General features: G+C 41.7%; 20 protein-coding genes and 1 pseudogene. 10 read left to right on the forward strand and 11 right to left on the reverse strand.

The genetic code is table 11. The features are described from left to right. Positions 1 to 3: 3 nt before the first annotated feature. Positions 4 to 888 carry a 4-hydroxy-tetrahydrodipicolinate synthase gene (gene dapA / locus L2748_RS10075; RefSeq protein ID WP_220782840.1) on the reverse strand — a complete coding sequence of 295 codons (885 nt, stop codon included), beginning with the start codon at positions 886 to 888 and terminating at the stop codon, positions 4 to 6. A 238-nt stretch (positions 889 to 1126) separates the two neighbouring features. Between dapA and L2748_RS10080 the strand changes: the two genes are divergently transcribed. Continuing rightward, positions 1127 to 1663, forward strand: a complete 537-nt coding sequence (locus L2748_RS10080; protein ID WP_220782839.1) for a glycine cleavage system transcriptional repressor — start codon at positions 1127 to 1129, stop codon at positions 1661 to 1663. A 21-nt stretch (positions 1664 to 1684) separates the two neighbouring features. Further along, on the forward strand, positions 1685 to 2152 hold the full coding sequence (bcp, locus tag L2748_RS10085) for a thioredoxin-dependent thiol peroxidase (protein ID WP_220782838.1): 468 nt from the start codon (positions 1685 to 1687) through the stop codon (positions 2150 to 2152). Positions 2153 to 2227: 75 nt separating this feature from the next. On the opposite strand, the gene L2748_RS10090 is transcribed toward bcp, so the two are convergent. Then, positions 2228 to 2842: a LysE/ArgO family amino acid transporter gene (locus L2748_RS10090; protein WP_220782851.1), complete on the reverse strand. Its 615-nt coding sequence runs from the start codon at positions 2840 to 2842 to the stop codon at positions 2228 to 2230. A gap of 145 nt (positions 2843 to 2987) precedes the next feature. Here L2748_RS10090 and L2748_RS10095 point away from each other — a divergent pair, with 145 nt between their 5' ends. Then, a complete protein-coding gene (locus tag L2748_RS10095; RefSeq protein WP_220783232.1) occupies positions 2988 to 3875 on the forward strand; it encodes a LysR family transcriptional regulator ArgP in 888 nt (295 codons plus the stop codon). A gap of 88 nt (positions 3876 to 3963) precedes the next feature. Here the strand turns inward: L2748_RS10095 and L2748_RS10100 are convergent, their stop codons facing one another. Together L2748_RS10100 and L2748_RS10105 are read right to left on the reverse strand one after the other, a co-directional pair. Further along, the gene (locus L2748_RS10100) at positions 3964 to 5064 is read right to left on the reverse strand and encodes an AI-2E family transporter (protein WP_220783230.1); all 1101 of its coding nucleotides are present in this window, start codon (positions 5062 to 5064) and stop codon (positions 3964 to 3966) included. 90 nt (positions 5065 to 5154) lie between these two features. Next, the gene (locus tag L2748_RS10105; protein ID WP_220783229.1) at positions 5155 to 5370 is read right to left on the reverse strand and encodes a sulfurtransferase TusA family protein; all 216 of its coding nucleotides are present in this window, start codon (positions 5368 to 5370) and stop codon (positions 5155 to 5157) included. Positions 5371 to 5480: 110 nt separating this feature from the next. Between L2748_RS10105 and bepA the strand changes: the two genes are divergently transcribed. From bepA to L2748_RS10125, 4 genes and pseudogenes are all read left to right on the forward strand, one after another. Next, a complete protein-coding gene (bepA, locus tag L2748_RS10110; protein ID WP_220783228.1) occupies positions 5481 to 6941 on the forward strand; it encodes a beta-barrel assembly-enhancing protease in 1461 nt (486 codons plus the stop codon). Between the two features lie 73 nt (positions 6942 to 7014). Beyond that, positions 7015 to 7365 (forward strand): arsenate reductase (glutaredoxin), encoded by a 351-nt coding sequence (gene arsC / locus L2748_RS10115; RefSeq protein WP_220783227.1) that lies wholly within the window; start codon positions 7015 to 7017, stop codon positions 7363 to 7365. A 13-nt stretch (positions 7366 to 7378) separates the two neighbouring features. Then, positions 7379 to 7747 carry a DUF2069 domain-containing protein gene (locus L2748_RS10120; RefSeq protein ID WP_220783226.1) on the forward strand — a complete coding sequence of 123 codons (369 nt, stop codon included), beginning with the start codon at positions 7379 to 7381 and terminating at the stop codon, positions 7745 to 7747. A 168-nt stretch (positions 7748 to 7915) separates the two neighbouring features. Next, positions 7916 to 9868, forward strand: a pseudogene (locus L2748_RS10125) (PKD domain-containing protein). 376 nt (positions 9869 to 10244) lie between these two features. Here the strand turns inward: L2748_RS10125 and hda are convergent. Then, positions 10245 to 10955 carry a DnaA inactivator Hda gene (hda, locus tag L2748_RS10130; RefSeq protein ID WP_220783225.1) on the reverse strand — a complete coding sequence of 237 codons (711 nt, stop codon included), beginning with the start codon at positions 10953 to 10955 and terminating at the stop codon, positions 10245 to 10247. Positions 10956 to 11029: 74 nt separating this feature from the next. Continuing rightward, positions 11030 to 12142, reverse strand: a complete 1113-nt coding sequence (locus tag L2748_RS10135) for a DUF2066 domain-containing protein (RefSeq protein ID WP_220783231.1) — start codon at positions 12140 to 12142, stop codon at positions 11030 to 11032. Positions 12143 to 12316: 174 nt separating this feature from the next. Here L2748_RS10135 and L2748_RS10140 point away from each other — a divergent pair, with 174 nt between their 5' ends. Then, positions 12317 to 13573, forward strand: a complete 1257-nt coding sequence (locus tag L2748_RS10140) for a uracil-xanthine permease family protein (RefSeq protein WP_220782186.1) — start codon at positions 12317 to 12319, stop codon at positions 13571 to 13573. A gap of 98 nt (positions 13574 to 13671) precedes the next feature. Here the strand turns inward: L2748_RS10140 and L2748_RS10145 are convergent, their stop codons facing one another. Beyond that, positions 13672 to 14016: a Grx4 family monothiol glutaredoxin gene (locus tag L2748_RS10145; protein WP_220782185.1), complete on the reverse strand. Its 345-nt coding sequence runs from the start codon at positions 14014 to 14016 to the stop codon at positions 13672 to 13674. 492 nt (positions 14017 to 14508) lie between these two features. Here L2748_RS10145 and sodB point away from each other — a divergent pair, with 492 nt between their 5' ends. Next, positions 14509 to 15093 carry a superoxide dismutase [Fe] gene (gene sodB / locus L2748_RS10150; RefSeq protein ID WP_220782184.1) on the forward strand — a complete coding sequence of 195 codons (585 nt, stop codon included), beginning with the start codon at positions 14509 to 14511 and terminating at the stop codon, positions 15091 to 15093. 598 nt (positions 15094 to 15691) lie between these two features. Here sodB and L2748_RS10155 read toward each other — a convergent pair. Genes L2748_RS10155 through zwf form a run of 4 tightly spaced genes read right to left on the reverse strand, consistent with a single transcriptional unit; the run spans position 15692 to position 20381 of the window. After that, positions 15692 to 16336, reverse strand: coding sequence for a bifunctional 4-hydroxy-2-oxoglutarate aldolase/2-dehydro-3-deoxy-phosphogluconate aldolase (locus tag L2748_RS10155; RefSeq protein WP_220782183.1), 645 nt, complete (start codon positions 16334 to 16336; stop codon positions 15692 to 15694). A 21-nt stretch (positions 16337 to 16357) separates the two neighbouring features. After that, a complete protein-coding gene (gene edd, locus L2748_RS10160; RefSeq protein WP_220782182.1) occupies positions 16358 to 18184 on the reverse strand; it encodes a phosphogluconate dehydratase in 1827 nt (608 codons plus the stop codon). 9 nt (positions 18185 to 18193) lie between these two features. Beyond that, entirely contained in the window at positions 18194 to 18898 is a 705-nt protein-coding gene (gene pgl / locus L2748_RS10165) for a 6-phosphogluconolactonase (RefSeq protein ID WP_220782181.1), read from the reverse strand. A 10-nt stretch (positions 18899 to 18908) separates the two neighbouring features. After that, positions 18909 to 20381, reverse strand: coding sequence for a glucose-6-phosphate dehydrogenase (zwf, locus tag L2748_RS10170; RefSeq protein ID WP_220782180.1), 1473 nt, complete (start codon positions 20379 to 20381; stop codon positions 18909 to 18911). A gap of 316 nt (positions 20382 to 20697) precedes the next feature. Here zwf and L2748_RS10175 point away from each other — a divergent pair, with 316 nt between their 5' ends. After that, complete coding sequence (locus L2748_RS10175; protein ID WP_220782179.1) at positions 20698 to 21552, forward strand: MurR/RpiR family transcriptional regulator; 855 nt, start codon at positions 20698 to 20700, stop codon at positions 21550 to 21552. The last annotated feature ends 162 nt before the right edge of the window (positions 21553 to 21714 follow it).

Below are 21714 nucleotides of genomic sequence, written 5' to 3' on the forward strand. Positions count from 1 at the left end.
TTATTATTTGACCTCTATTCGGGCATTTTTCATCGCTTCTAGCAACAGACCATGAAACTCGGTGGAAAGTTCAGTTAATGGTAAACGAATTTCACCATTACTCATTAATCCCATACGATGAGCGGCCCATTTAACAGGGATAGGGTTGGCTTCGCAAAACAACACGCTAAATAAATCTTTAATGGTTTCTTCCGCGCTGTTTGCCGCAACTAAATTACCAGATAAAGCAGCATCACACATAGCTTTAAACTGTTTAGGAACTATGTTATTTGCAACAGAAATAACACCATTACCACCTAACATTAGAAACTCTTTTGCTGTTGCGTCATCACCACTATAAAGTAAAAAGTCATCACCGCATAAACGACGTAACTCTGTAACACGTGATAAATCACCAGTTGCTTCTTTTACACCAATGATGTTTTTTACATCAACTAGTTGTGCGACAGTCTCTGGTTTCATATCAACCGCAGTACGACCTGGCACATTATATAAAATTTGCGGTACGTCAGTGCTTTGTGCAACGGCAGTATAGTGAGCAATAAGCCCTTTGGGAGTCGGCTTATTATAATATGGCGTAACGCCTAGCATCGCCGCGACACCAGTCTTTGATAGCGCTTTAGTTAATTCGATTGCTTCAGCTGTAGCATTGGCACCATTGCCGCCGATAATCGGCAAGCGCCCGGCTGCAAATTTTACAGTTTGTTCAACAACACTTACGTGTTCTTTAGGTGGCAGCGTTGCTGACTCGCCTGTTGTGCCAACAGCTACAATGGCGTCAGTACCCTGGGCAATGTGGTATTCAACTAAACTTTCAAGACTTTTATAATCTACTGTGCCATCACAATTCATTGGTGTGACTAAGGCTACGATGCTTCCGTATATCATTTGTATTCCCCAAGGGTTCAGGACAGGCTATGGTACTGATGCAATCCATTAAAAACAAGCACTACTACGTAAGACTTGAGCATATTCATCATCAAGTTGAAACATATTAAATAAGTGGCGGGATCACCACGACAAGGATCGCAAATTGATCAAGTTGTGATAGCATTACTGACCGCAATTAAAGCGCGTTAATTATTTGGCGTTTTTTTAGACTAAAAAAAATAATATGGGGTATTGAATGTCCAATCACTTAGTCGTTACTGCAATGGGGGCCGATCGCCCAGGTATTGTGAGTAAGTTTGCACGGCTCGCGAGTGAGTGTGACTGCGATATTGTTGATAGTCGCATGGCACTATTTGGTAACGAATTTACCTTAATCATGATGCTTGCGGGATCTTGGCCTGCTATAACCAAAATGGAAACTTCATTACCGAGTTTAAGTGTTGAACTTGAGCTACTTACGGTTATGAAGCGTACTTCTAAACATACGCCGCAGAACTATATTTCTCGCTTGAATATTGCTTTCAGTGGGCGCGACCAACGCGGCACCATGAAAAAAATCACTCAGTTTATGGCAGAAAGATCGCTGGATATTGCAGCAGTAAAATCACATGCTGAAGAAGATGAATCAGGAAACCCGACACAAAACATTCAGTTGACTATCAATGTCCCTGAAAAAGTTGATGTAGATAAACTGGAAGTGGGTATATCTGAATTGGCAACTGAGTTAACCCTTGAGTGTACCATTGAGCGTATGCAAGGCGTTGAAAGTTAACCTAAAGGAATGAATAACAGAATGAATACCTTAAGCGCTGGCGATAATTCGCCACTTTTTACTCTACAAAATCAACATAACGAAACAATCAGCCTAGAAGCAGAATTAAAAAAAGGCCCTGTTTTAGTTTATTTTTATCCAAAAGCATCAACACCGGGGTGCACTGTTCAAGCTTGTGGCTTAAGAGACAGTAAAGAAGATCTTAATGACCTTTCAGTTACCGTACTCGGTTTAAGCCCAGATCCTGTCGCCAAGCTAGCTAAGTTCTCAGATAAACAGTCTCTTAATTTTTCACTTTTAAGCGATGAAGATCATGCGATTGCCGATGCTTTCGGCGTTTGGGGCGAGAAGAAGTTTATGGGCAAAATTTATGACGGCATCCACCGTTTAAGCTTTTTAATCGGTCAAGATGGAAAGGTCGCGCACGTATTTAATAAGTTTAAAACCAAAGACCACCACGAAGTTGTCCTTGCGCACCTAAAAGGCTAACAAAGCCTTAAAATAGTAAGTGTATAAAACAGAAAATGGAGCCTATGGCTCCATTTTTTATTGTGTGGATCTGATTTAGGCGAGATATGGATAAACAAGTGCAGCTGCAATAGACCACATAGTCACACAAATAAAACGATCTAAATAGCACCAGGCTTTTGGCTTTTTAAATATAGGGCTTAAGTACTTAGCACCTAAACTCAAGCTAAAGAACCACACAAAAGAAGCCAACACTGCGCCAGCACCAAACCACTGCTTTTCTGCCCCCTCAAATTGCACGCTGATACTACCAAGTAACACCACTGTATCTAAATAAAGATGCGGGTTTAATAAGCTTATCGCTAACGTGGTTAGCACCGCTTTTTTTAGGCTATCAGCAGCGAGTTCGCCATCACTGTCCATGCGGTTATCTGAAAATGATGATTTTAACGCTCCATAACCATAAATAAGCAAAAATAACGCGCCACCAAAACTGGCGATATCTTTGATTAATGGAAATGCCATAATTAAATGACCTAAACCAGCAACACCGGCGGTAATCATGATTGCATCGATAAATGAACAAATAGCTGCGATAGGTAATGAATGAGAACGTTTAAGCCCCTGCTTTAATACAAAAGCATTTTGTGCTCCCACTGCCATTATGAGGCTTCCGCCTATTCCCATACCTTGAATAAATGCTGTTTGCATGATGCCCCCTAAAGCCATTTTGTTTGTTGGGCGCAAGAATAATGTTAAGCTAAAAATTAGTACAACTAATAAAATTAATATTGCATTAGTATTACTTATAAACCTAAGTGTAAGTGCCTACCTACCGTCAATTGAGGTTAAAACTATGTTTGACTACGCCCATCTCAAAGCGCTCTCTGTTGTTGTTTCCCATGGCGGGTTTGACAAAGCAGCTAAACATTTATTTATTAGCCAGTCAGCCGTATCTCAACGGATTAAACAGTTAGAAGATAAAGTGGGCCAATCCTTGTTAGTTAGAACCAACCCTGTTCGAGCAACTGAAACCGGCAAAAGATTGTTAAGGCATTACGCTCAAGTCCAGCTACTCGAAAGTGAATTACGCTCAGAAATGGATGTCGACGATCCATCACTGCCAACTATTGTAAAAATTGCCGTCAATGCGGACAGTTTAGCGACTTGGTTTTTGCCCGCATTAGTGGAGATATTTAAGCAACATAAATGGTTATTAGAACTGATTGTCGATGATGAAGCCTATACGCATAACTTGCTTAAAAATGGCGAGGCTGTTGGATGTGTTACCACTTCACAAATTGCCCTGTCAGGCTGCAGCAGCGAGTTTCTTGGTAACATGGAGTATCTATGCGTTGCTACGCCCGAGTTTGCAGATAAATACTTTCGCAGTAACAATCCTGTTGATGAGGTCGTTCACGCTCCAGCGGTTGTCTTTTCAACAAAGGATAAGCTGCACGATAAGTTTCTTAATTTTTATTTCGGGATAAATGATAAAAGTTGGCGTGAGCATAAAATCCCCTCCTCTGAAAGTTTTTTAGAAGCGATAAAAATGGGTTTAGGCTATGGCTTAGTTGGACACCTTCAAGCACAAGACTTACTTGATTCAGGTGAACTTATTGAAATATTTCCCAATAAAAGGATGCAAGTTCCCTTGTATTGGCAGCACTGGAATATCAAAGCAAAACAAACCAGTGTGATATATCGCTCGCTCGCAGCCAGTGCACAAGTCGCGTTGGTATAAAACTAATACATCCAATAAATGAGCAACAAAAAAGCAGCCCATTTGGCTGCTCTCTTAATAAATTCAATCTTCGGTTTGAGCTTTGCGCTTATACTTTACTTTTAGCTACGGCTTCATTGTTCAGAGCAAGCTGTTCAGTTTCAGGTACAGGCCAGGCATTAATCACAGCTTTCACTAATGATGCCAAAGGAATAGCAAAGAAGACTCCCCATACTCCCCATAAACCACCAAAAATCAACACTGCAGCAATAATGAATACCGGATGCAAATCAACGGCATCCGAAAACAGTAACGGGACTAATACGTTACCATCCAGTGCTTGGATAATCCCATAACCTATCATGAGATAACCAAATTCAGGACTCACGCCCCACTGGAAAAAAGCCACCAAGGCGATGGGTAAGGTCACTAATGTCGCACCAACATAAGGAATTAGCACCGACAGTCCAGTCAGCACTCCCAATAACGCCGCATATCTAAGGTCCATAAAGGCAAAGAAGATATAACTCACCACACCAATAATTACGATCTCAATCACTTTGCCTCTAATGTAATTGAAGATCTGTTGGTGCATTTCATTCCATACTTTACGCGCTAAATCACGGTTTGTGGGGAAGAAACGTTTACTGCCTCGGATCAGTTGATCTTTATCCTTTAAAAAGAAGAAAACCAATAATGGGATTAAAATCGCGTACACCATCACCACAAGTAACGAAGCCGAATAACCAAGCAGTTGTTTACCAATATCGAGTAAATGCTGGGTATCAAGCATCTTTTTAATCTCTTCAACCATGTTATCTAACTGGCTTGGATTAACGAATTGCGGATATTGATTAATATAGCTTTGTGCTGTGATTAATCCTTTATCTATCATGCTGGGTAAATCGGCAATTAAACTGACGCCCTGTTTCCAAATACTTGGCACTAAACCAAAAGTGATTAACAACATTAGTCCAATAAATAGCACTAACACTAAAGACGCTGCAGCCGTGCGGTTAATCCCTACTCTAGCCATCTGAGCTACGGGCCATTCGAGCAAAAAGGCTAACACTAACGCGATTAATAATGGGGCAAGCAGACCGCCAGCAAAATATATTGCTAAGGCAAAACCTGCAAGAATAAGGACTAGAGTAACAGCTTGCGGATCACTAAAACGTTCTTTATACCAACGGCTTAAAACAGATAACATTCATACTCCCTAGTTTGACGACTTATAATAGTCCTTTGCAGCCATCGTAATAATGAAATTTTTCCTGTGTAAAATTGTATAAATAAGCTTCTACATTTTGATTACTAACGACAATATTGACTCTGTACTTTCAGTAATCGAGTGACAAATTCCTACTTTTTTTAAATAACGGGGAACATCTTGCCTGGAACCGGGGTCGGATAATAAAACACGAACACTTTCCCCCGATGAAAGCTGCTTTAATGCTAGTTTGACTTTTACAAGTGGCAACGGGCAACGATAAGAAGTTAAATCAATAATAACCATAATGATCTTGCTATAAACAATCTAAGGCTATTATCCTAATAGCGACGCAAATCACAAGCAAGCATTGTGACTGAATGATAATCATAGCATAGCCCAAATTAAGGATCCGCTTGAGTAAATTAACATTTTCAAAGTCCGTTATCGCAGGTGCCTTATCTTTTATTCTATGCACTAGCTCGCCGGTAAGTTATGCAAATAACGATTTGCCAGATTTAGGTACTGCGGCGGTTAATACATTTAGTCTGGAAAAAGAGAACGAAGTCGGCGATGCTTACATGCGAGTGATCCGCGGCTCTGCCCCTATGCTTAACGACCCTGTACTCAACCAGTACCTGACAGAGCTTGGAAATAAATTAGTCGCACATGCAACCGGCGTAAAAACACCGTTTTATTTCTTCTTGTTAAGAAATGACGAGATTAACGCCTTTGCATTTTTCGGCGGTCATGTCGGTGTCCACACAGGGCTATTTTTAAATGCGGATACTGAAAGTGAGCTTGCCTCTGTTATTGGTCACGAAATTACCCACGTTACTCAACGTCATTTGGCTCGCTCTATTGAGGCCCAGCAAAAAACGTCCCCAGCAACCATCGCCGGAATGCTTGGCGCTATCTTATTAACTATTGCCTCCCCACAAGCGGGGATGGCAGCTTTAGCGACCACTCAAGCACTCGCGACTCAATCAAAGATTAACTACACTCGGTTACATGAAAAAGAAGCTGACCGCATTGGTATGCAAGTTATGGTTGATGCCGGTTTTGACCCAAATGGCGCAGCTGACTTTTTTGGTAAACTGGCAACGCGCTATCGCTTTACCACTAAACCTCCACAAATGTTGCTCACTCACCCCTTACCAGAATCGCGTATATCTGAAGCAAGAGTGAGAGCCGAGCGCTATCCGTTTCGATATGTACCCGACAATTTAGACTTCCAATTAGCAAAATCTCGGATACAAGTTCGTTTCTCTGGTTATAGCGAACAAGCGGCGTTATCAATTTTTGAAACCCAACTTAAGCACAACCGTTACGCATTTAAGAGTGCGGCTGAATATGGCAAAGCACTTGCGCTATTTAGGTTGAAAAAATTTACTGAATCAGAACAAATTATTGATGCATTATTGGCTACAAGCCCCAATAACTTGTTCTATATCGATACCAAAACGGATCTGCTCCACGAGAGAGGCGCGAATAAAGAAGCTATTGAGCTTTTGCTTGCGCAAAAACAATTAAAGCCAACATCGCCAGTTGTTAATACCAACTTAGCCAATATCTATATTGAAGATAACCAAATCGATAAAGCCATTCCTTTATTAGAAGATTTAATATTTTTAGATAAACAAGATCAGCTAGCTTATATCCTGCTAACAGAAGCATATAAAAAACAAGGTAATAAAGCGATGCAGTACTTTGTTAAAGCAGAAACATTAGCATTAGTCGCTGATTACAAAACAGCTATTGATCAGCTCAATTTTGCTTACCGTGAATCTAAAGGTGATGCACTGCAATTAGCACGTATTGAAGCAAGAATTAGGCAGTTTAGACAAGCAGATAAAGCGCTCGAACAGCTTCAATAACATCAGTTTAACTGTGACTATCGTCACAAATTGAAGTATCATAAACACAACTTTTAATAACAATAATATTACTATGACTAACGTTAGTATTTATCACAATCCAAGATGTTCAAAAAGCCGTCAAACCTTGGCGTTACTCGAAGAGCACAACTGCAATATTGAAGTTATAGAATACTTAAAAGTACCTGTGTCTCAGGCTGCACTAGAAGATATCTTGAGCAAACTAAACGTTGAACCAAGAGCGATGATGCGTACCAAAGAAACTGAGTACAAAGAGCAAGGGTTAGGTGATCTTTCATTAACTGACGCTCAGCTGATCAAAGCGATGATAGATACACCTAAATTGATTGAACGCCCTATCGTGCTTGCTAACAACAAAGCGGCAATTGGCCGCCCTCCTGAAAGTGTATTAGCCATTTTATAAACGGAGACATTCAATGAACTCGATCACCCTATTTAAGCTTTGCCGCGCAGGATACGTAGCATTAGTCATGTTGTTAGGGGCATGGTTCATACGTCAGGGATTCACTGGCGAATATTCAATGTTATTTAGCTTACTTTGGTTAATTCCTTTATTATTGCCACTAAAAGGCATATTAACTGGCAAACCTTATACCTATGCTTGGGCAAGTTTCATTTTGTGCCTGTACATGCTGCACGCACTTACCCTTGTTTACGTTACTGAAACAGCCACTCTTTTTGCAGTTGTAGAGTCCTTGCTAATCGCAAGCTTGCTTATCGGGTTTCCATTTTATGCCAGGATCCGCGGACGCGAGCTCGGATTAGGATTAAAAAAGAAAAAATAACCTACGCTCAAACGTAACTATCAAAAGGCGAAATTTTATTTCGCCTTTCGTTTTTTCATTATACAAAAACCTTTTTAAATACCTTTCAGCATCAATATTTTCACATTGTGTTTTCATGCTATATTCAAACAAGCATCGAATAGCATCAACTAAAGATAGGATATTGATATGAAAAAGTCCTTAGGCTACGTAGTTATCAGCCTGTTCTGGCTTACAGCCTGCGGAGGCAGTAGCGACGACGAGAGTGGCGCGCCTGATATTTCCCCACCACCCGTTACACCTGAGGGCTTAACCCGATGTGACCAACAAGTCGAACTCGAAACAGTGACGACGGATTCTGCTATTAGGTTTTATTTAGAACGCGACTATGCCGTAGGCAAGCCCGGCTCAATAGCTGCTAAGCTCAACAATCAAAATGTTTCTGATTATCAATTTACGTGGTCGCAAACTGCTGGTCAGCCACTCACATTAACGACGGTGAAAAGCCCAATACTTGCTTTTACTGCAAGCCAAGCAGGCAGTTACAGTTTTTCTTTATCAGTAACCAATAATAATGTTACCTCGACTGAATCAATCACGATAAACGTTGACGCCTCACAGACAGCGCAACTCCCAGTGAGAGTTGATCATCAATCGAGCGAAGGAAGCGCCGTCAGCTTTAGAATCGATTCATCGGACTCTTCAGTGCCTTCAGATATAAATTGGTGCATAGCCAGCGGCCCCGCGCTCAATGTCGATATCAGTTCACCGGAACAAGCGCTATTTACCGCCCCAAACATTAATGAAGACACCATTAGTATTTTAACCGCATCAGCAATCATCAACGGAACAGCTGTCACCGACAATGTACAATTACTAATCACTAACGAACCAGACATCAGCTCTCCCTATTTTGAACAAAGGTTAGCGAATACCTTTGCCTATCAAGCTAATTCTGCTTATGCGGATGTTTTACAAGACTGTGTTTACTCAAATCAATTGCAACAGAGCTGCGCCATTTCTCAATTGCCTTTGATAGGTCAAGCGTCAGAGGTCAATACACAGGCGATCCTAGATAGAGTGCTGGTTTCTCATCAATGGATGGGAGAAAACTTCGAGTACTTCTTAAAAAACCTCGACCCAAATAGTGACTTTGCAACCTTACTTGAGTCCGTAACAGCTGTAGTCATTAGCTATGACGTTCGCCCCTCTTTTTATTGGGTCGTAACCGGTGCTATTTATCTTGATCCTAATGATCTTTGGTTACTGGCAGCAGAGCGTGACACCATTATTGAAGCGCCTGACTTTAGAAGCGGTTTTGGTAACGATCTTGATTTTCTTATGCCTTGGCGTTACGTAAAAAATAACAGTTACACCTCTTACACAACACCTAGAAGTATTAGGACCGATCGTACCCCACAACAAATGATGCCGGATCTGGCCTCTCTTCTGTACCATGAGCTCGCCCATGCCAATGACTTTTTCCCAAGGAGTAGCCATTCAAGTCTAATTGGCCCAACATTACTTGATGACTATCAGCGAAGAAGCTCTGCTTCTGAATTAGTGTCAGATCAACTGGTTAATTTTGAACCGTTAACCAGTCAATAAATGGCAAGTCTCGCGCAAGTCAGCTTTGGCGGCGAAACAGCGAATGAAACACAAAAGAGCTATGTAGCGAATGATATCACCAGCTTTTTCTCGCCAGATAGAGCAAGCGATTATTACGCTTATTCAACGAGAAGAGAAGATACTGCTATGCTCTTTGAAGAGGCTTTAATGAGTCATCGCTATGGTATTTTACGCGATGTTGCCATTACTGATAAACCCGATAATCCGACAGCAAGTAGTATTACTGTTGATTGGGGGCAAAGGGGACGCATTGGCGATGAAAAGCTTCAACGTCGTGCCGCTTTTGTCATTGACCAAATGATGCCAGAGCTCAATGGACTTTCTTTAGTCAGCGGCTTACCAAACCCTATTGAAATGAATCAAGGTCAATCTTGGAGTGATAACTTGGCTATTAGTCCAAATATCAGCCCTAGTAACAGTAGGGTTCAAACTTTGCAGCAAAGCGCTAAGTTCCGCTCTTCTTTTCCAGACCTTAGATTTAGTGGTGACAGGCATAAACAAGCTGTCGAATAATAATTTATATTGTTAGTCACATCACTGTAGAAAATAAAAAGCCCAGATAATATCTGGGCTTCTTCACTTTTATCAAAGTAAAACTGAGTGAGACTTATACTGACTGGTATTATACCAATCAGTATAAGAATTTGATCAGCTCAGAACGATTTTTGGCAAACTAATTCAAGGCGAATAGCTGTAATAATGGCTATTCCCTTATAAATCTATTCAACGCAGAAGTAGGCAGCCAAAAACGTTCCAGACTGGCGAGTTTTAGCGATTCTGATGCTGTGTTAACGAACTTGAACGTAGAACAACTATGCCCTTCGCTCGTTGCCTTGCCTCAAAACCGCTAAACTCTCGCTGAGCGACTAAATGTTTATACTGATTGGTATTACAGTCTCAACATCTCTTTAACGAAAGGAATCGTGAGTTTTCTTTGATGCACCATTGAGGCTTTATCTAACCTATCAAGTACATCAAATAAGGTTCGTAAATCACGAGCCAGTCGATTTAATAAAAAGCGACCGACGTCTTCCGGCAACTGCAATCCTCTCATCGCGGCGCGACGCTGTAAGGCTGCTAACTTTTCATCATCTGCCATAGGTTGCAGCTGGTAATTTAGTCCCCACTGCATTCTTGAAACTAAGTCTGGTAACGAAAAACCACTGTCACTTGGAGATACACTGGCGCTAACCACTAGCGCGCAGGTTTTTTGCTCTGCTATTCGATTGTATAAATCAAATATCGCCTCTTCCCAAAGAGGGTGGCCAGCAATCGCATCAACATCATCGATGCAAACTAAGTCTAATTTTTCTAAGCCTTCTAACAACGCTGTAGAAATGCTCGCATGGATCCCTAAAGGGATATAAAAGCTACTTCTGCCGAGGTCATTAGCGTGGGCACAAGCTGCGTGCATTAGATGAGTACGCCCCGATTTTTCAGGCCCCCATAAAAATACCGCACCGTCAGAACGACCTTCAGCACAATCTTGTAAACTTTTGATTAACTCGTCATTGCCCGCTGCAGGGTAATAACTATTAAAAGTTTCATCATCAGGTAGATGAACGGGTAATGATAACTGTAAAGGAGAGTTTGACTTCACTCAGGAGATTCTCAACAACGCAATAATTTCTACGATAGGCACACATACTAGCATGTGTGCCACTAGATTGGGAGCTATTGCCCTTTCCAATAATAGATCTGTGTCTCTTTCTGAGACGCTTCTATTGGTTCAAATGATGAATAGTCTAAACTTGATTCAGTTATTGGATTCAAAATCCCTATCCTTGGATCAAGCGCCATCAATCTATGTAGATCTGCTTCATCACCAAATAAGTTTACATTAAACTCAACAGTTTCACCCTGTATTTTGCCTATGCTAGCATGTTTGATAGCACTCAGCTGAGCAAGGTAACGTTCAACTGCTACTAACTGGCGTATATCAGTCACCTCACTAAAAGTAAGCTTAGTGGTATTACGTTCACCTGAATCAGCGACTGCATACTGCTCAACGTAATACTGACTAATTGCACCTACCATTGCAGCAACAGCTTCATCTGCCGAGGCAGACTCGCCACTATGATTAACTAAAGAGGTCATTTGTAATGCTTGGGCATCCTTCTCACGTGGGTAAAGTGCCATTTGATATTGATAGCCACTGCCTTGAGGTGCGATTGTTGCCATAACAAAATAGTTGGCCTGATACCTTAATGAAGCATTGGCAACATTTTCTGTAAACTGACCTCGAATATCATTGACGCCTACTTTCATAGCATCATCAAGGTCCATCAATGGAAATAATAAAGGTACGCCGCGGGCTGCTGATTCACGATTAAATACATTGCGGTCTTCAACAGTTGACGCATCATTTAAAATATCACGCTCACCATTGTGTTCATTAACCAACCAAACCAATGTTAAAGGCCTTTGTTTGCCCCACACTGGCAGCCCAGCTTCCCGTAACAAATTAATAATACGCTTATGATCGAAGTTAACCTTTAGAAATAACTGACTATCTTGTTCAAAATAACCATATTGCGTCATTAATGAACTAGCACTGTTTAACTGTTGCTTAATCTTCTCATTAGATAGTGCACTCTGGGTTCCTGAATTCTTTAAGATAACGTCTTCAAAAGCCTGTTTAATGCCTTGGCTACGAAGTGCAGTAGATCTTGAGTCTACGGCGACGACACCTTCATCTAACTGAGTCACTTCAGCAGCGTTCACGCTATTGAATAATGCAAAGGTAAAAGAAAAGCTAATAAGAATACGTAAGATTATTTTCAACATGCTTTAGATTCTAAGACGGTCAATACCTAAAATTGTATCACATATTTAAATTTTTTTGCCGAGATAAAGCCCACGACACCAGTTTGATTATTTTTATTAATTTTGAATTAATTCACACACATTCAAAAGAAAATCTAATAAGCTTGATAGGTTTACTTAAAATAAGAGAAAAATATGAAAAACCTGACAATGCCGTTGCAGGGAGCACAAATGCTGTTCGTTGCTTTTGGCTCCTTGGTGCTGATGCCACTATTAACAGGGCTAGACACTAACGTGGCACTTTTTACCGCTGGTATCGGTACGCTACTGTTCCAATTAATTACTAAGCGCCAGATCCCCATTTTTTTAGCCTCTTCTTTCGCATTTATCGCACCAATAATGTACGGAGTCCAAACTTGGGGGATCCCATCCACTATGGGTGGCTTAATGGCTGCAGGTGTGGTTTACGTTATTCTAGCAGCAGTGATAAAAGTCAGAGGTGGCGGCTTTATTAAGCGCCTATTACCGCCAGTTGTAGTCGGCCCTGTAATTATCGTTATTGGTTTAGGCTTGGCCCCTGTTGCAGTTAATATGGCTGTCGGTAAAAGTGGCGATGGTAGCTTAGTACTAATAGACCAAAACACAGCGCTGCTTATCTCTCTTGCATCATTGTTTACCACTATTGCAGTGGCTATTTTTGCAAAAGGCATATTAAAACTCATGCCGATTTTAGCCGGGATAACCGTTGGTTATAGCATGAGTTTGGCGTTTGGTATTGTCGACTTTACACCCGTTCAAAACGCTCCTTGGTTAGCATTACCCAATTTCGTTGCGCCAGAATTTAACTGGCATGCGATTTTATTTATGATCCCTGTAGCGATTGCGCCTGCAGTTGAGCATATTGGCGACATTTTAGCGATTTCCAATGTAACAGGTAAAGATTATCTGAAAAAACCAGGCCTACACCGTACATTGGCAGGCGACGGCGTCGCCACGATTGCAGCGTCTGCATTTGGCGGACCACCTAATACGACATACTCAGAGGTAACAGGCGCAGTAACCCTGACCAAGAACTTTAACCCTGCTGTAATGACTTGGACGGCAATTACTGCCATTTTATTCTCATTTGTCGGCAAACTAGGCGCATTACTGCAAACCATCCCAGTTCCAGTTATGGGCGGGATCATGTGTTTACTATTTGGTTCCATCGCTGCCGTCGGTCTTAATTCGCTAATTAAAAATCATGTTGATATGAATGAGCCGAGAAATTTAAGCATTGTCGGTGTGACATTAGTATTTGGTATTGGTGGCATGGCCTTCGGTATTGGTTCTTTCAGCCTAACCGGCATTAGTCTTTGTGGTATTGTCGCGATTATGATGAATTTAATCCTACCGGATAATGCAGCTTCCCATGCAAAAATTGTCAGTGACGAAATTAACCGTCCTTCATAACGTGATAGTAAATATCGTTAGCGCTACCGATAATAGCTAATAAAAAGCCCCTAAAGGACTTCTCCATTAGGGGCCTTTTTAACAGTTAAAAACCAGACTTATGCTTGCTCGTCTTCTTCTGTTTTGTATTTAGCTGCAGTTTCTTTGATAAGCGTTTGTAGCTCACCTTTTTGGTACATTTCAGTCAGGATATCACAACCGCCAATTAGCTCACCTTCAACCCAAAGTTGAGGGAAAGTCGGCCAGTTAGCATACTTAGGTAGTTCAGCGCGGATATCTGGATGCTGGAGGATATCAACGAATGCAAATTGCGCTTCACAATTAATCATGATTTGAGCAACTTGAGAAGAAAAACCGCAGCTTGGTAACTTTGGTGAACCCTTCATATAAACGATAATTGGATTTTCGGCAATTTGCTGCTTGATCTTTTCTACTGTTTCCATTTTTCTTTCCTGGTTAGAACTTCATTACAATCTCCCCATTGTACGCCAGTCTTCGACAGAACAAAAACCTACTTTTTACAGGGATAATATCAATACCAATTACATTAGTAATTTAATCAATTCAGAAGCGCTCAAGCTTTTCAATTCAAGGCGCATGGACGACAGAATGGTTATTCCCTTGTGAGACCATGCAAAGCAGAAGTGGAATGCTTGAGCACTTCCCTCTGGGTGGGCTTCAAAGCACTGCATGCTGCGCCAGAAACTCTCGATATAGAATAACTATTAGCTTCAAGTTCCCGACTTGCCTTCAGTGCTTTGAATTCCCACTGAATGAACAGATTATTAATGCAATTGGTATAATAGAAATAAACGATTAAGATAATCGCTCAATTGGAAGAAACAATGATACACTTCACAAGTTTATTAGGTAAAATGTTCCGCAGTGAGCAAGAACGCACAAAATAACAATCTAGAAGTTAACGGAGAAAACTAATGGCTTTTGAATTACCAGCATTACCTTACGCAAAGAACGCACTTGAGCCACATATCTCAGAAGAGACCATTAACTACCACTACGGTAAGCACCACAACACTTACGTTGTTAAGCTTAACGGTTTAGTTGAAGGTACTGACCTTGAGCAAAAGAGCCTAGAAGAGATCATTAAAACCTCTACTGGTGGTATCTTTAATAACGCAGCTCAAATCTGGAACCACACTTTCTACTGGAACTGCCTATCTCCAAATGGTGGCGGTGAAGCGACAGGTCCAGTTGCTGATGCAATCAATGCAGCTTTCGGTTCATTTGAAGCATTTAAAGCACAGTTCACTGATTCTGCAGTAAACAACTTTGGTAGCGCTTGGACATGGCTAGTAAAGAATGCCGACGGTACTGTAGCAATTGTTAACACTAGCAATGCAGCAACACCACTAACTGACGAAGGTGTTACGCCAATCATGACTGTAGACGTATGGGAACATGCTTACTACATCGATTACCGTAACGTACGTCCAGATTACCTAGCGCACTTCTGGGAACTGGTTAACTGGGACTTTGTTAACGCAAACTTCGCAGGTTAAGCAAATCGATTAGGGTGTCTATTTATATAAGACCAACCTATAGGATTTGAAATCAATACCGCTCATTATGGGCGGTATTTTTTTGCCTAATTCTAGCTCGCCAGCAATATAAACTATGGTTATACCAATCAATTATTCTGATTAGTATAGCAAGTGCATTTATCTAAAAACTCGAGGCTGATTCTGAACACTAGAAATAAGATGATGACTCAAATCGCAAAGCACAGAACGTTAGATTTTGAGGTTTGAGGTTTGAGCCATTTTAGTGAGCAATAAAAACTAAGCTCATTAAACTCAAAGGTGCCGCTGTATCAAATGCTCGCTTATAAAAGCCCTCGAGTTACTGCTTAATAGCAAAAGTTAACACTAACGCTGACTGATACCAATCAGTGTAAGAATTTACTCTACCCAAAGTTGTTAAACTCAGAGCGGCTAAACTCTCGCTGCGCGACTAAATGTTTATAAGGCTTGGGGTTAGATAGAAATATAAAAAAAATCCGAATACCCACGGCATTCGGATTTATATGTTGCTCTACGTTGTTTTGCTTTTAACTAAAACAATACACAACAGCTAACGTGTAACGAGCCAGTTAAGGGCTTACTTAAGTGCACCAATCGCTTCTTTACATAAAGCGGTAATACGATCCCAATCACCCTGCTCCATTGCATCTGTTGGCGCAATCCAACTACCACCAATACAATCTACATTCTTAAGAGCTAAATAGTCTTTGTAGCTACTTGGGGTAATGCCGCCTGTTGGGCAGAAACGAATATCTGCTAATGGGCCAGAAAATGCTTTAAGTGCATTAACGCCGCCTGAAGCTTCAGCAGGGAAAAACTTAAAGTTTGTGTAACCCAGCGCCATGCCTTTCATGACTTCAGAAATACTCGCAACACCCGGAATTAATGGCGTATTGCCTTCCATCGCTGCTTCTAATAATTCTGTTGTCGCACCTGGGGTAATGACAAACTGTGCGCCAGCGTTAACCGCTTGCTCAAGCTGCGCTTTATTTAGAATCGTACCTGCACCCACTAAGGCTTCAGGCACTTCTTTAGCAATTTTAGTAATTGCTTCTAAAGCACAATCTGTACGAAGGGTGACTTCTAATACAGAAATACCACCTGCAACTAATGCTTTAGCCAACGGCACAGCATGTTCAATCTTATTGATCACCATTACAGGAACAATAGGGCTGCGTTTAAAAATATCTTGTGGTTGTAATGACCAGTTATTCTCAAGCATTGCGTTACTCTTCCTTAAAGATTAATAATTTTCATCAATAGCACTAGTGCAACGGGCACCAGTTTCAGGGCTACTTAAGTTAGAACGAAGTGCACCAAATAACTCTCGGCCCATACCGTAACTCGTTTTATGAAGATCGACTTTCTCTGCAACTCGAGCATTCAGTTCCGTTTCATCAACGAGAAGAGATAGTTCACCCGTTGTTGCATTAACTCGGACTAAATCACCATTTTGGATCTTTGCAATAAGACCACCATCAAGTGCCTCAGGCGTTAAGTGAATTGCAGCAGGCACTTTACCAGAGGCGCCAGACATGCGGCCGTCGGTTAATAGTGCGACTTTATAGCCTCTATCTTGCAGCGTGCCAAGAATTGGCGTCAGCTTGTGTAGCTCAGGCATACCTACCGCTTTAGGCCCTTGACCTTTCACAACAACAACGCAGTCTTTATCTAAATCGCCAGCTTGGAAAATCGCTTCAAGCTTATTTTGATCATCAATTACAACAGCTGGCGCTTCTACAACGCGGTGTTGTTCTTGTACTGCTGATACTTTAATCACAGCGCGGCCTAAGTTACCTTTGAGTAACTTTAAACCACCGTTACTTTGGAATGGCTTATCAAGGCTGGTTAGTACTTCAGCATCTAGGCTTGTTTGAGGGCCATCAACCCAAATCAGTTCGCCATCGCGGATCTGCGGCTCTTGGGTGTAACGCTTAAGACCGAAACCAGCAACTGTATCAACGTCTTCATGCAATAAACCGCCTGCGAGCAGCTCTTTGATTAAGAACGCCATACCACCAGCAGCATGGAAATGGTTAATGTCTGCATGACCATTTGGGTAAACTCGAGCAACAAGAGGCACTGCATCTGAAAGCTCTGAGAAGTCATCCCAGTTAATGATAATGCCTGCAGCACGTGCTGCTGCAACGATATGCATAGTCAGGTTAGTTGAACCACCGGTCGCGAGCAACGCAACAATACCGTTCACAATCGACTTTTCAGAAACAATTTTACCGATTGGCGTATATTGACTGCCCATGTCAGTTAATCGACAAACTTGCTTAGCAGCAGTTTTGCTTAATACATCACGTAGCGGATCATCTGGATTAACAAATGATGAGCCTGGAAGCTGCAGTCCCATGACTTCTAACATTAACTGGTTACTGTTAGCTGTACCGTAGAAAGTACAAGTACCCGCACTGTGGTAAGACTTAGATTCTGCATCTAACAAAGCAGCTCTATCAACTTCGCCTTGTGCATATTGCTGACGAATGCGTGCTTTTTCTTTGTTTGGTATACCTGATTTCATTGGACCCGCAGGTACAAATAGCATTGGCAGGTGGCCAAAGCTCAAAGCACCAATCAACAGGCCCGGTACAATCTTGTCACAGATCCCAAGCAGCAATGCGCCATCAAACATATTGTGTGACAAGCCAACAGCCGTGCCCATCGCAATGACTTCACGACTTAAAAGGCTTAGCTCCATACCAGGCTGACCTTGAGTCACACCATCACACATTGCAGGCACACCACCTGCAACCTGAGCAACGCTGCCTATCTCATTACAAGCTTGCTTTAACATATCTGGATATTCACCATACGGCTGGTGAGCAGATAGCATGTCATTGAAAGAAGTAATAATACCGATATTGGCTTTATTCAATTGCTTAATAGCTGTTTTATCGCTTGGGTTACAAGCTGCAAAACCATGGGCTAAGTTACCGCAACTTAATGCGCTACGGTGAACGCCTTGGTTTTTAGCATCATCGAGCGCCGCTAGGTATTTAGCGCGAGAATCTTTGCTTCGTTCAATAATTCTGTCTGTAACAGATTGTACAACGCTGTGCATAATTACTCCTTAAGCGCTCCAGTAAACATCGACAGGGGTTTTGTGCTGTCCAAGTACGGCTCGGATCGGCATTTCACTGCTATCATCAGTTACTAGTGCTTGTCGGTAAACATCCAATTTGGACTCACCAACGATATGTAAATAAATTTGGCGACTCGCTAAAATCGCTGATTTTGATAATGAAATTCTTGAGTGAGGTGCATTACCAGGTTTAACTGCAACACATAACTCCTCTGTCGTCAGAGCATGTTCAAGCTCTGCCGCTTGTGCGCAAGGGAACCAAGAGCAGGTATGGCCGTCATTACCCATACCTAACACCACCACATCGAATGGTTTTGGAAAACTGCCCAGTTGCTCTATCGCCATTTGGCAGCCTTCTTCAGGTGAAGAATACATATTCTTCAACCCACGAAATTTAGCACCCGCCGCTCGATTCTTAAGTAGGTTATTTCTAACTAAGCGCTCGTTTGAGTCACCATGTTCAGCATCGACCCAGCGCTCATCGGCTAGCGTGATATATACATCACTCCAGTCAATTGTTTTCTTACTGAGCAGCTCAAATAACTTAAGCGGTGTCGAACCACCTGATACGATAAGACTCGCTTTACCGCGACTATCGACAGCTTCTTGTAATTGATTAGCAATACGTTCTGCAAGCTGCGCTTCAAGCACTTCTTTATTGTCAAATGACTTAAAAACAGTTTCTTTAATCATAGCTTTCACCTTACTCGTCCCAAGAACGGCCGTCTTTAGTGATCAATGCAACTGAAGCAACCGGTCCCCAAGTACCTGCAGGGTAAGGCTTTGGTTTTTCGTCAGTTTCTTCCCAAGCTTGAATAATGCCATCAACCCAGCTCCACGCTTGCTCAACTTCATCACGGCGCACAAACAATGCTTGATTACCCAACATAGCTTCAAGCAGTAAACGCTCGTATGCATCAGCAATACGTTCATTTTTGAACGTTTCTGAGAAACTTAAATCCAGTTTTGTGGTTTGCAAACGTTGCTTTTCACCTAGACCAGGTACCTTATTCAGCATCTGGATCTCAACACCTTCATGTGGCTGCAGACGGATCGTCAGCTTGTTAGGCGGTAAGTTACGGTAGTTAGAGCTATAAAGGTTATGCGGTGGATTTTTGAAATACACCACAATTTCTGAACTCTTAAACGGCATACGCTTACCACTACGTAAATAGAATGGCACGCCAGCCCAGCGCCAGTTATCGATATCCACACGCAGCGCGACAAAGGTTTCCGCCTTTGATTGCACGTTCGCGCCCTCTTCTTCTAGGTAACCTGGAACAGGTGCACCTTTTAAGAAGCCAGAGCTATATTGGCCACGAACCGTATTTTCGTAGATATTGTCAGCGTTAATTGGACGCAGTGATTTAAGTACTTTTACTTTTTCATCACGGATGTTGTCAGCGTCTAAGTTAACAGGCGGGTCCATTGCAACAAGCGTCAATACCTGCAGCAAGTGGTTTTGAATCATATCGCGCATTTGTCCGGCTTTATCGAAGTAACCCCAACGACCTTCAATGCCCACTTCTTCGGCAACGGTTAATTGCACATGGTCAATCGTACGGTTGTCCCACTTTGAAGCAAATAAGGAGTTAGCAAAGCGCAGAGCAAGTAGATTTTGAACAGTCTCTTTACCTAAATAGTGATCAATTCGGTAAACTTGGTTTTCTTCAAAGTAAGCTGAAACTTGATCGTTAATAATGCGGGAAGTGGCGAGATCGGAACCGATAGGCTTTTCTAGAACAACACGAGAGTCAGGATAAATAAGATTTTGTTCATGTAGGCAACGGCAAATATCACCAAAAATAGCTGGCGGAGTGGCGAAGTAACTCACCATGACCCGTTTTTCAGGCTCTAAAATATCATGGAAAGGCTGGTAACCATCAGAAACAGTGAAGTTTGTTCCGATATAGTGGCAACGGTCCAAGAAGCGATTCTTGGTCTCTTCGCAGAGCCCATCTTTTACAAATGTCTCTAATGCAGTGGTTACCAACTCGCGATATTCTTCTTGGCTAAAGTCATCTTTTGCTACGCCGAGGATTTTCGTATCGACATTCAGTAAGTTTGCTTTATCAAGTTGGTATAAAGAAGGCAGCAACTTTCGTTTAGCTAAATCCCCTTTAGTCCCAAATAGAACAAAATCACAAGCTTTGGCTTCTGGTGTTGTTATGCCCATAGCTTCAAAATCTCCTTTTTGACACTGTGCCCCATCATTTTTGATGGGAATTCACACGTTTGTTGTAATATAACAACAGAAATTAGTAATTGCATCTAAATTTTATAATAAACTTCACGTTAGGCTATTAGCTATGTTACGCCATAATCTGATATGCTTTCGTGATAAAATTACTAAAATTTATCGTGTTTGTACCTGCTGTCATTATAAATTAATGTTGGCGTCTACGCTCCGCAAATAACGGTTTAAAGACGACAACACATAAGCTTTAACGAAATATAATAAAACTACATTACTATTGAGTGGACGTACGCATATGAATACCCTAGAAAAGGTGCAAAAAAGCCTTACCCATTTTAGTAAATCTGAACGTAAAGTAGCAGAAGTTATTTTGTCTTCGCCGCAAACCGCGATTCATTCTAGTATCGCCACACTGGCAAAAATGGCCGATGTGAGTGAGCCAACCGTTAACCGCTTTTGTCGACGCTTAGACACTAAGGGCTTTCCAGACTTTAAGTTACACCTAGCGCAAAGCCTTGCAAACGGCACCCCTTATGTTAGTCGCCACGTAGAAGAAGATGATAGTCCAGATTCCTATACGACTAAAATCTTTGAGTCATCGATGGCATCACTCGATACCGCCAGACAAAGCATTGATACCGCCGCAGTCAATAAAGCCGTTGATATCCTTACGCAAGCAAAGAAAATCTCTTTCTTTGGTCTTGGGGCATCTGCATCAGTCGCCCATGACGCGCAAAATAAATTTTTCCGCTTTAATGTACCAGTCATAAGCTTTGATGACGTACTCATGCAGCGCATGAGCTGTATAAACAGTAATGAGGGCGATGTTGTTGTTCTTATCTCGCACACTGGACGTACAAAGTCGCTTATTGATATAGCAAAACTTGCCCGCGAAAATGGGGCTGCCGTTATTGGTATTACCGCGCGTAACTCACCACTTTCAACCGTCTGTACACTTCCTGTGACAATGGAAGTACCGGAAGATACCGATATGTATCTGCCTATGGCTTCACGTTTAGCACAATTGGTTATAATTGATGTGCTCGCAACTGGATTTACGCTAAGACGAGGCCCTCGCTTCCGTGAGAATCTAAAGCGCGTAAAAGAAGTGCTAAAAGAGTCAAGAATCGACAAAGATCCAATTTTGTAACTGACTTTCTACATAATTTATGGCAATTCAGGCCGCTCTGAATTGCCTATTTATCAATTAATGTTGGAATACTTCACAAATTTAAAATCTTGAGTTAGATCATTTTGTTTGTAATTTTACTACATTAATGGGTATTGTCTGATAATATAGGGTTAGAATTTT

Origin of the sequence: Shewanella sairae, assembly GCF_023283535.1 — a bacterium.
GTDB lineage: Bacteria > Pseudomonadota > Gammaproteobacteria > Enterobacterales > Shewanellaceae > Shewanella > Shewanella sairae.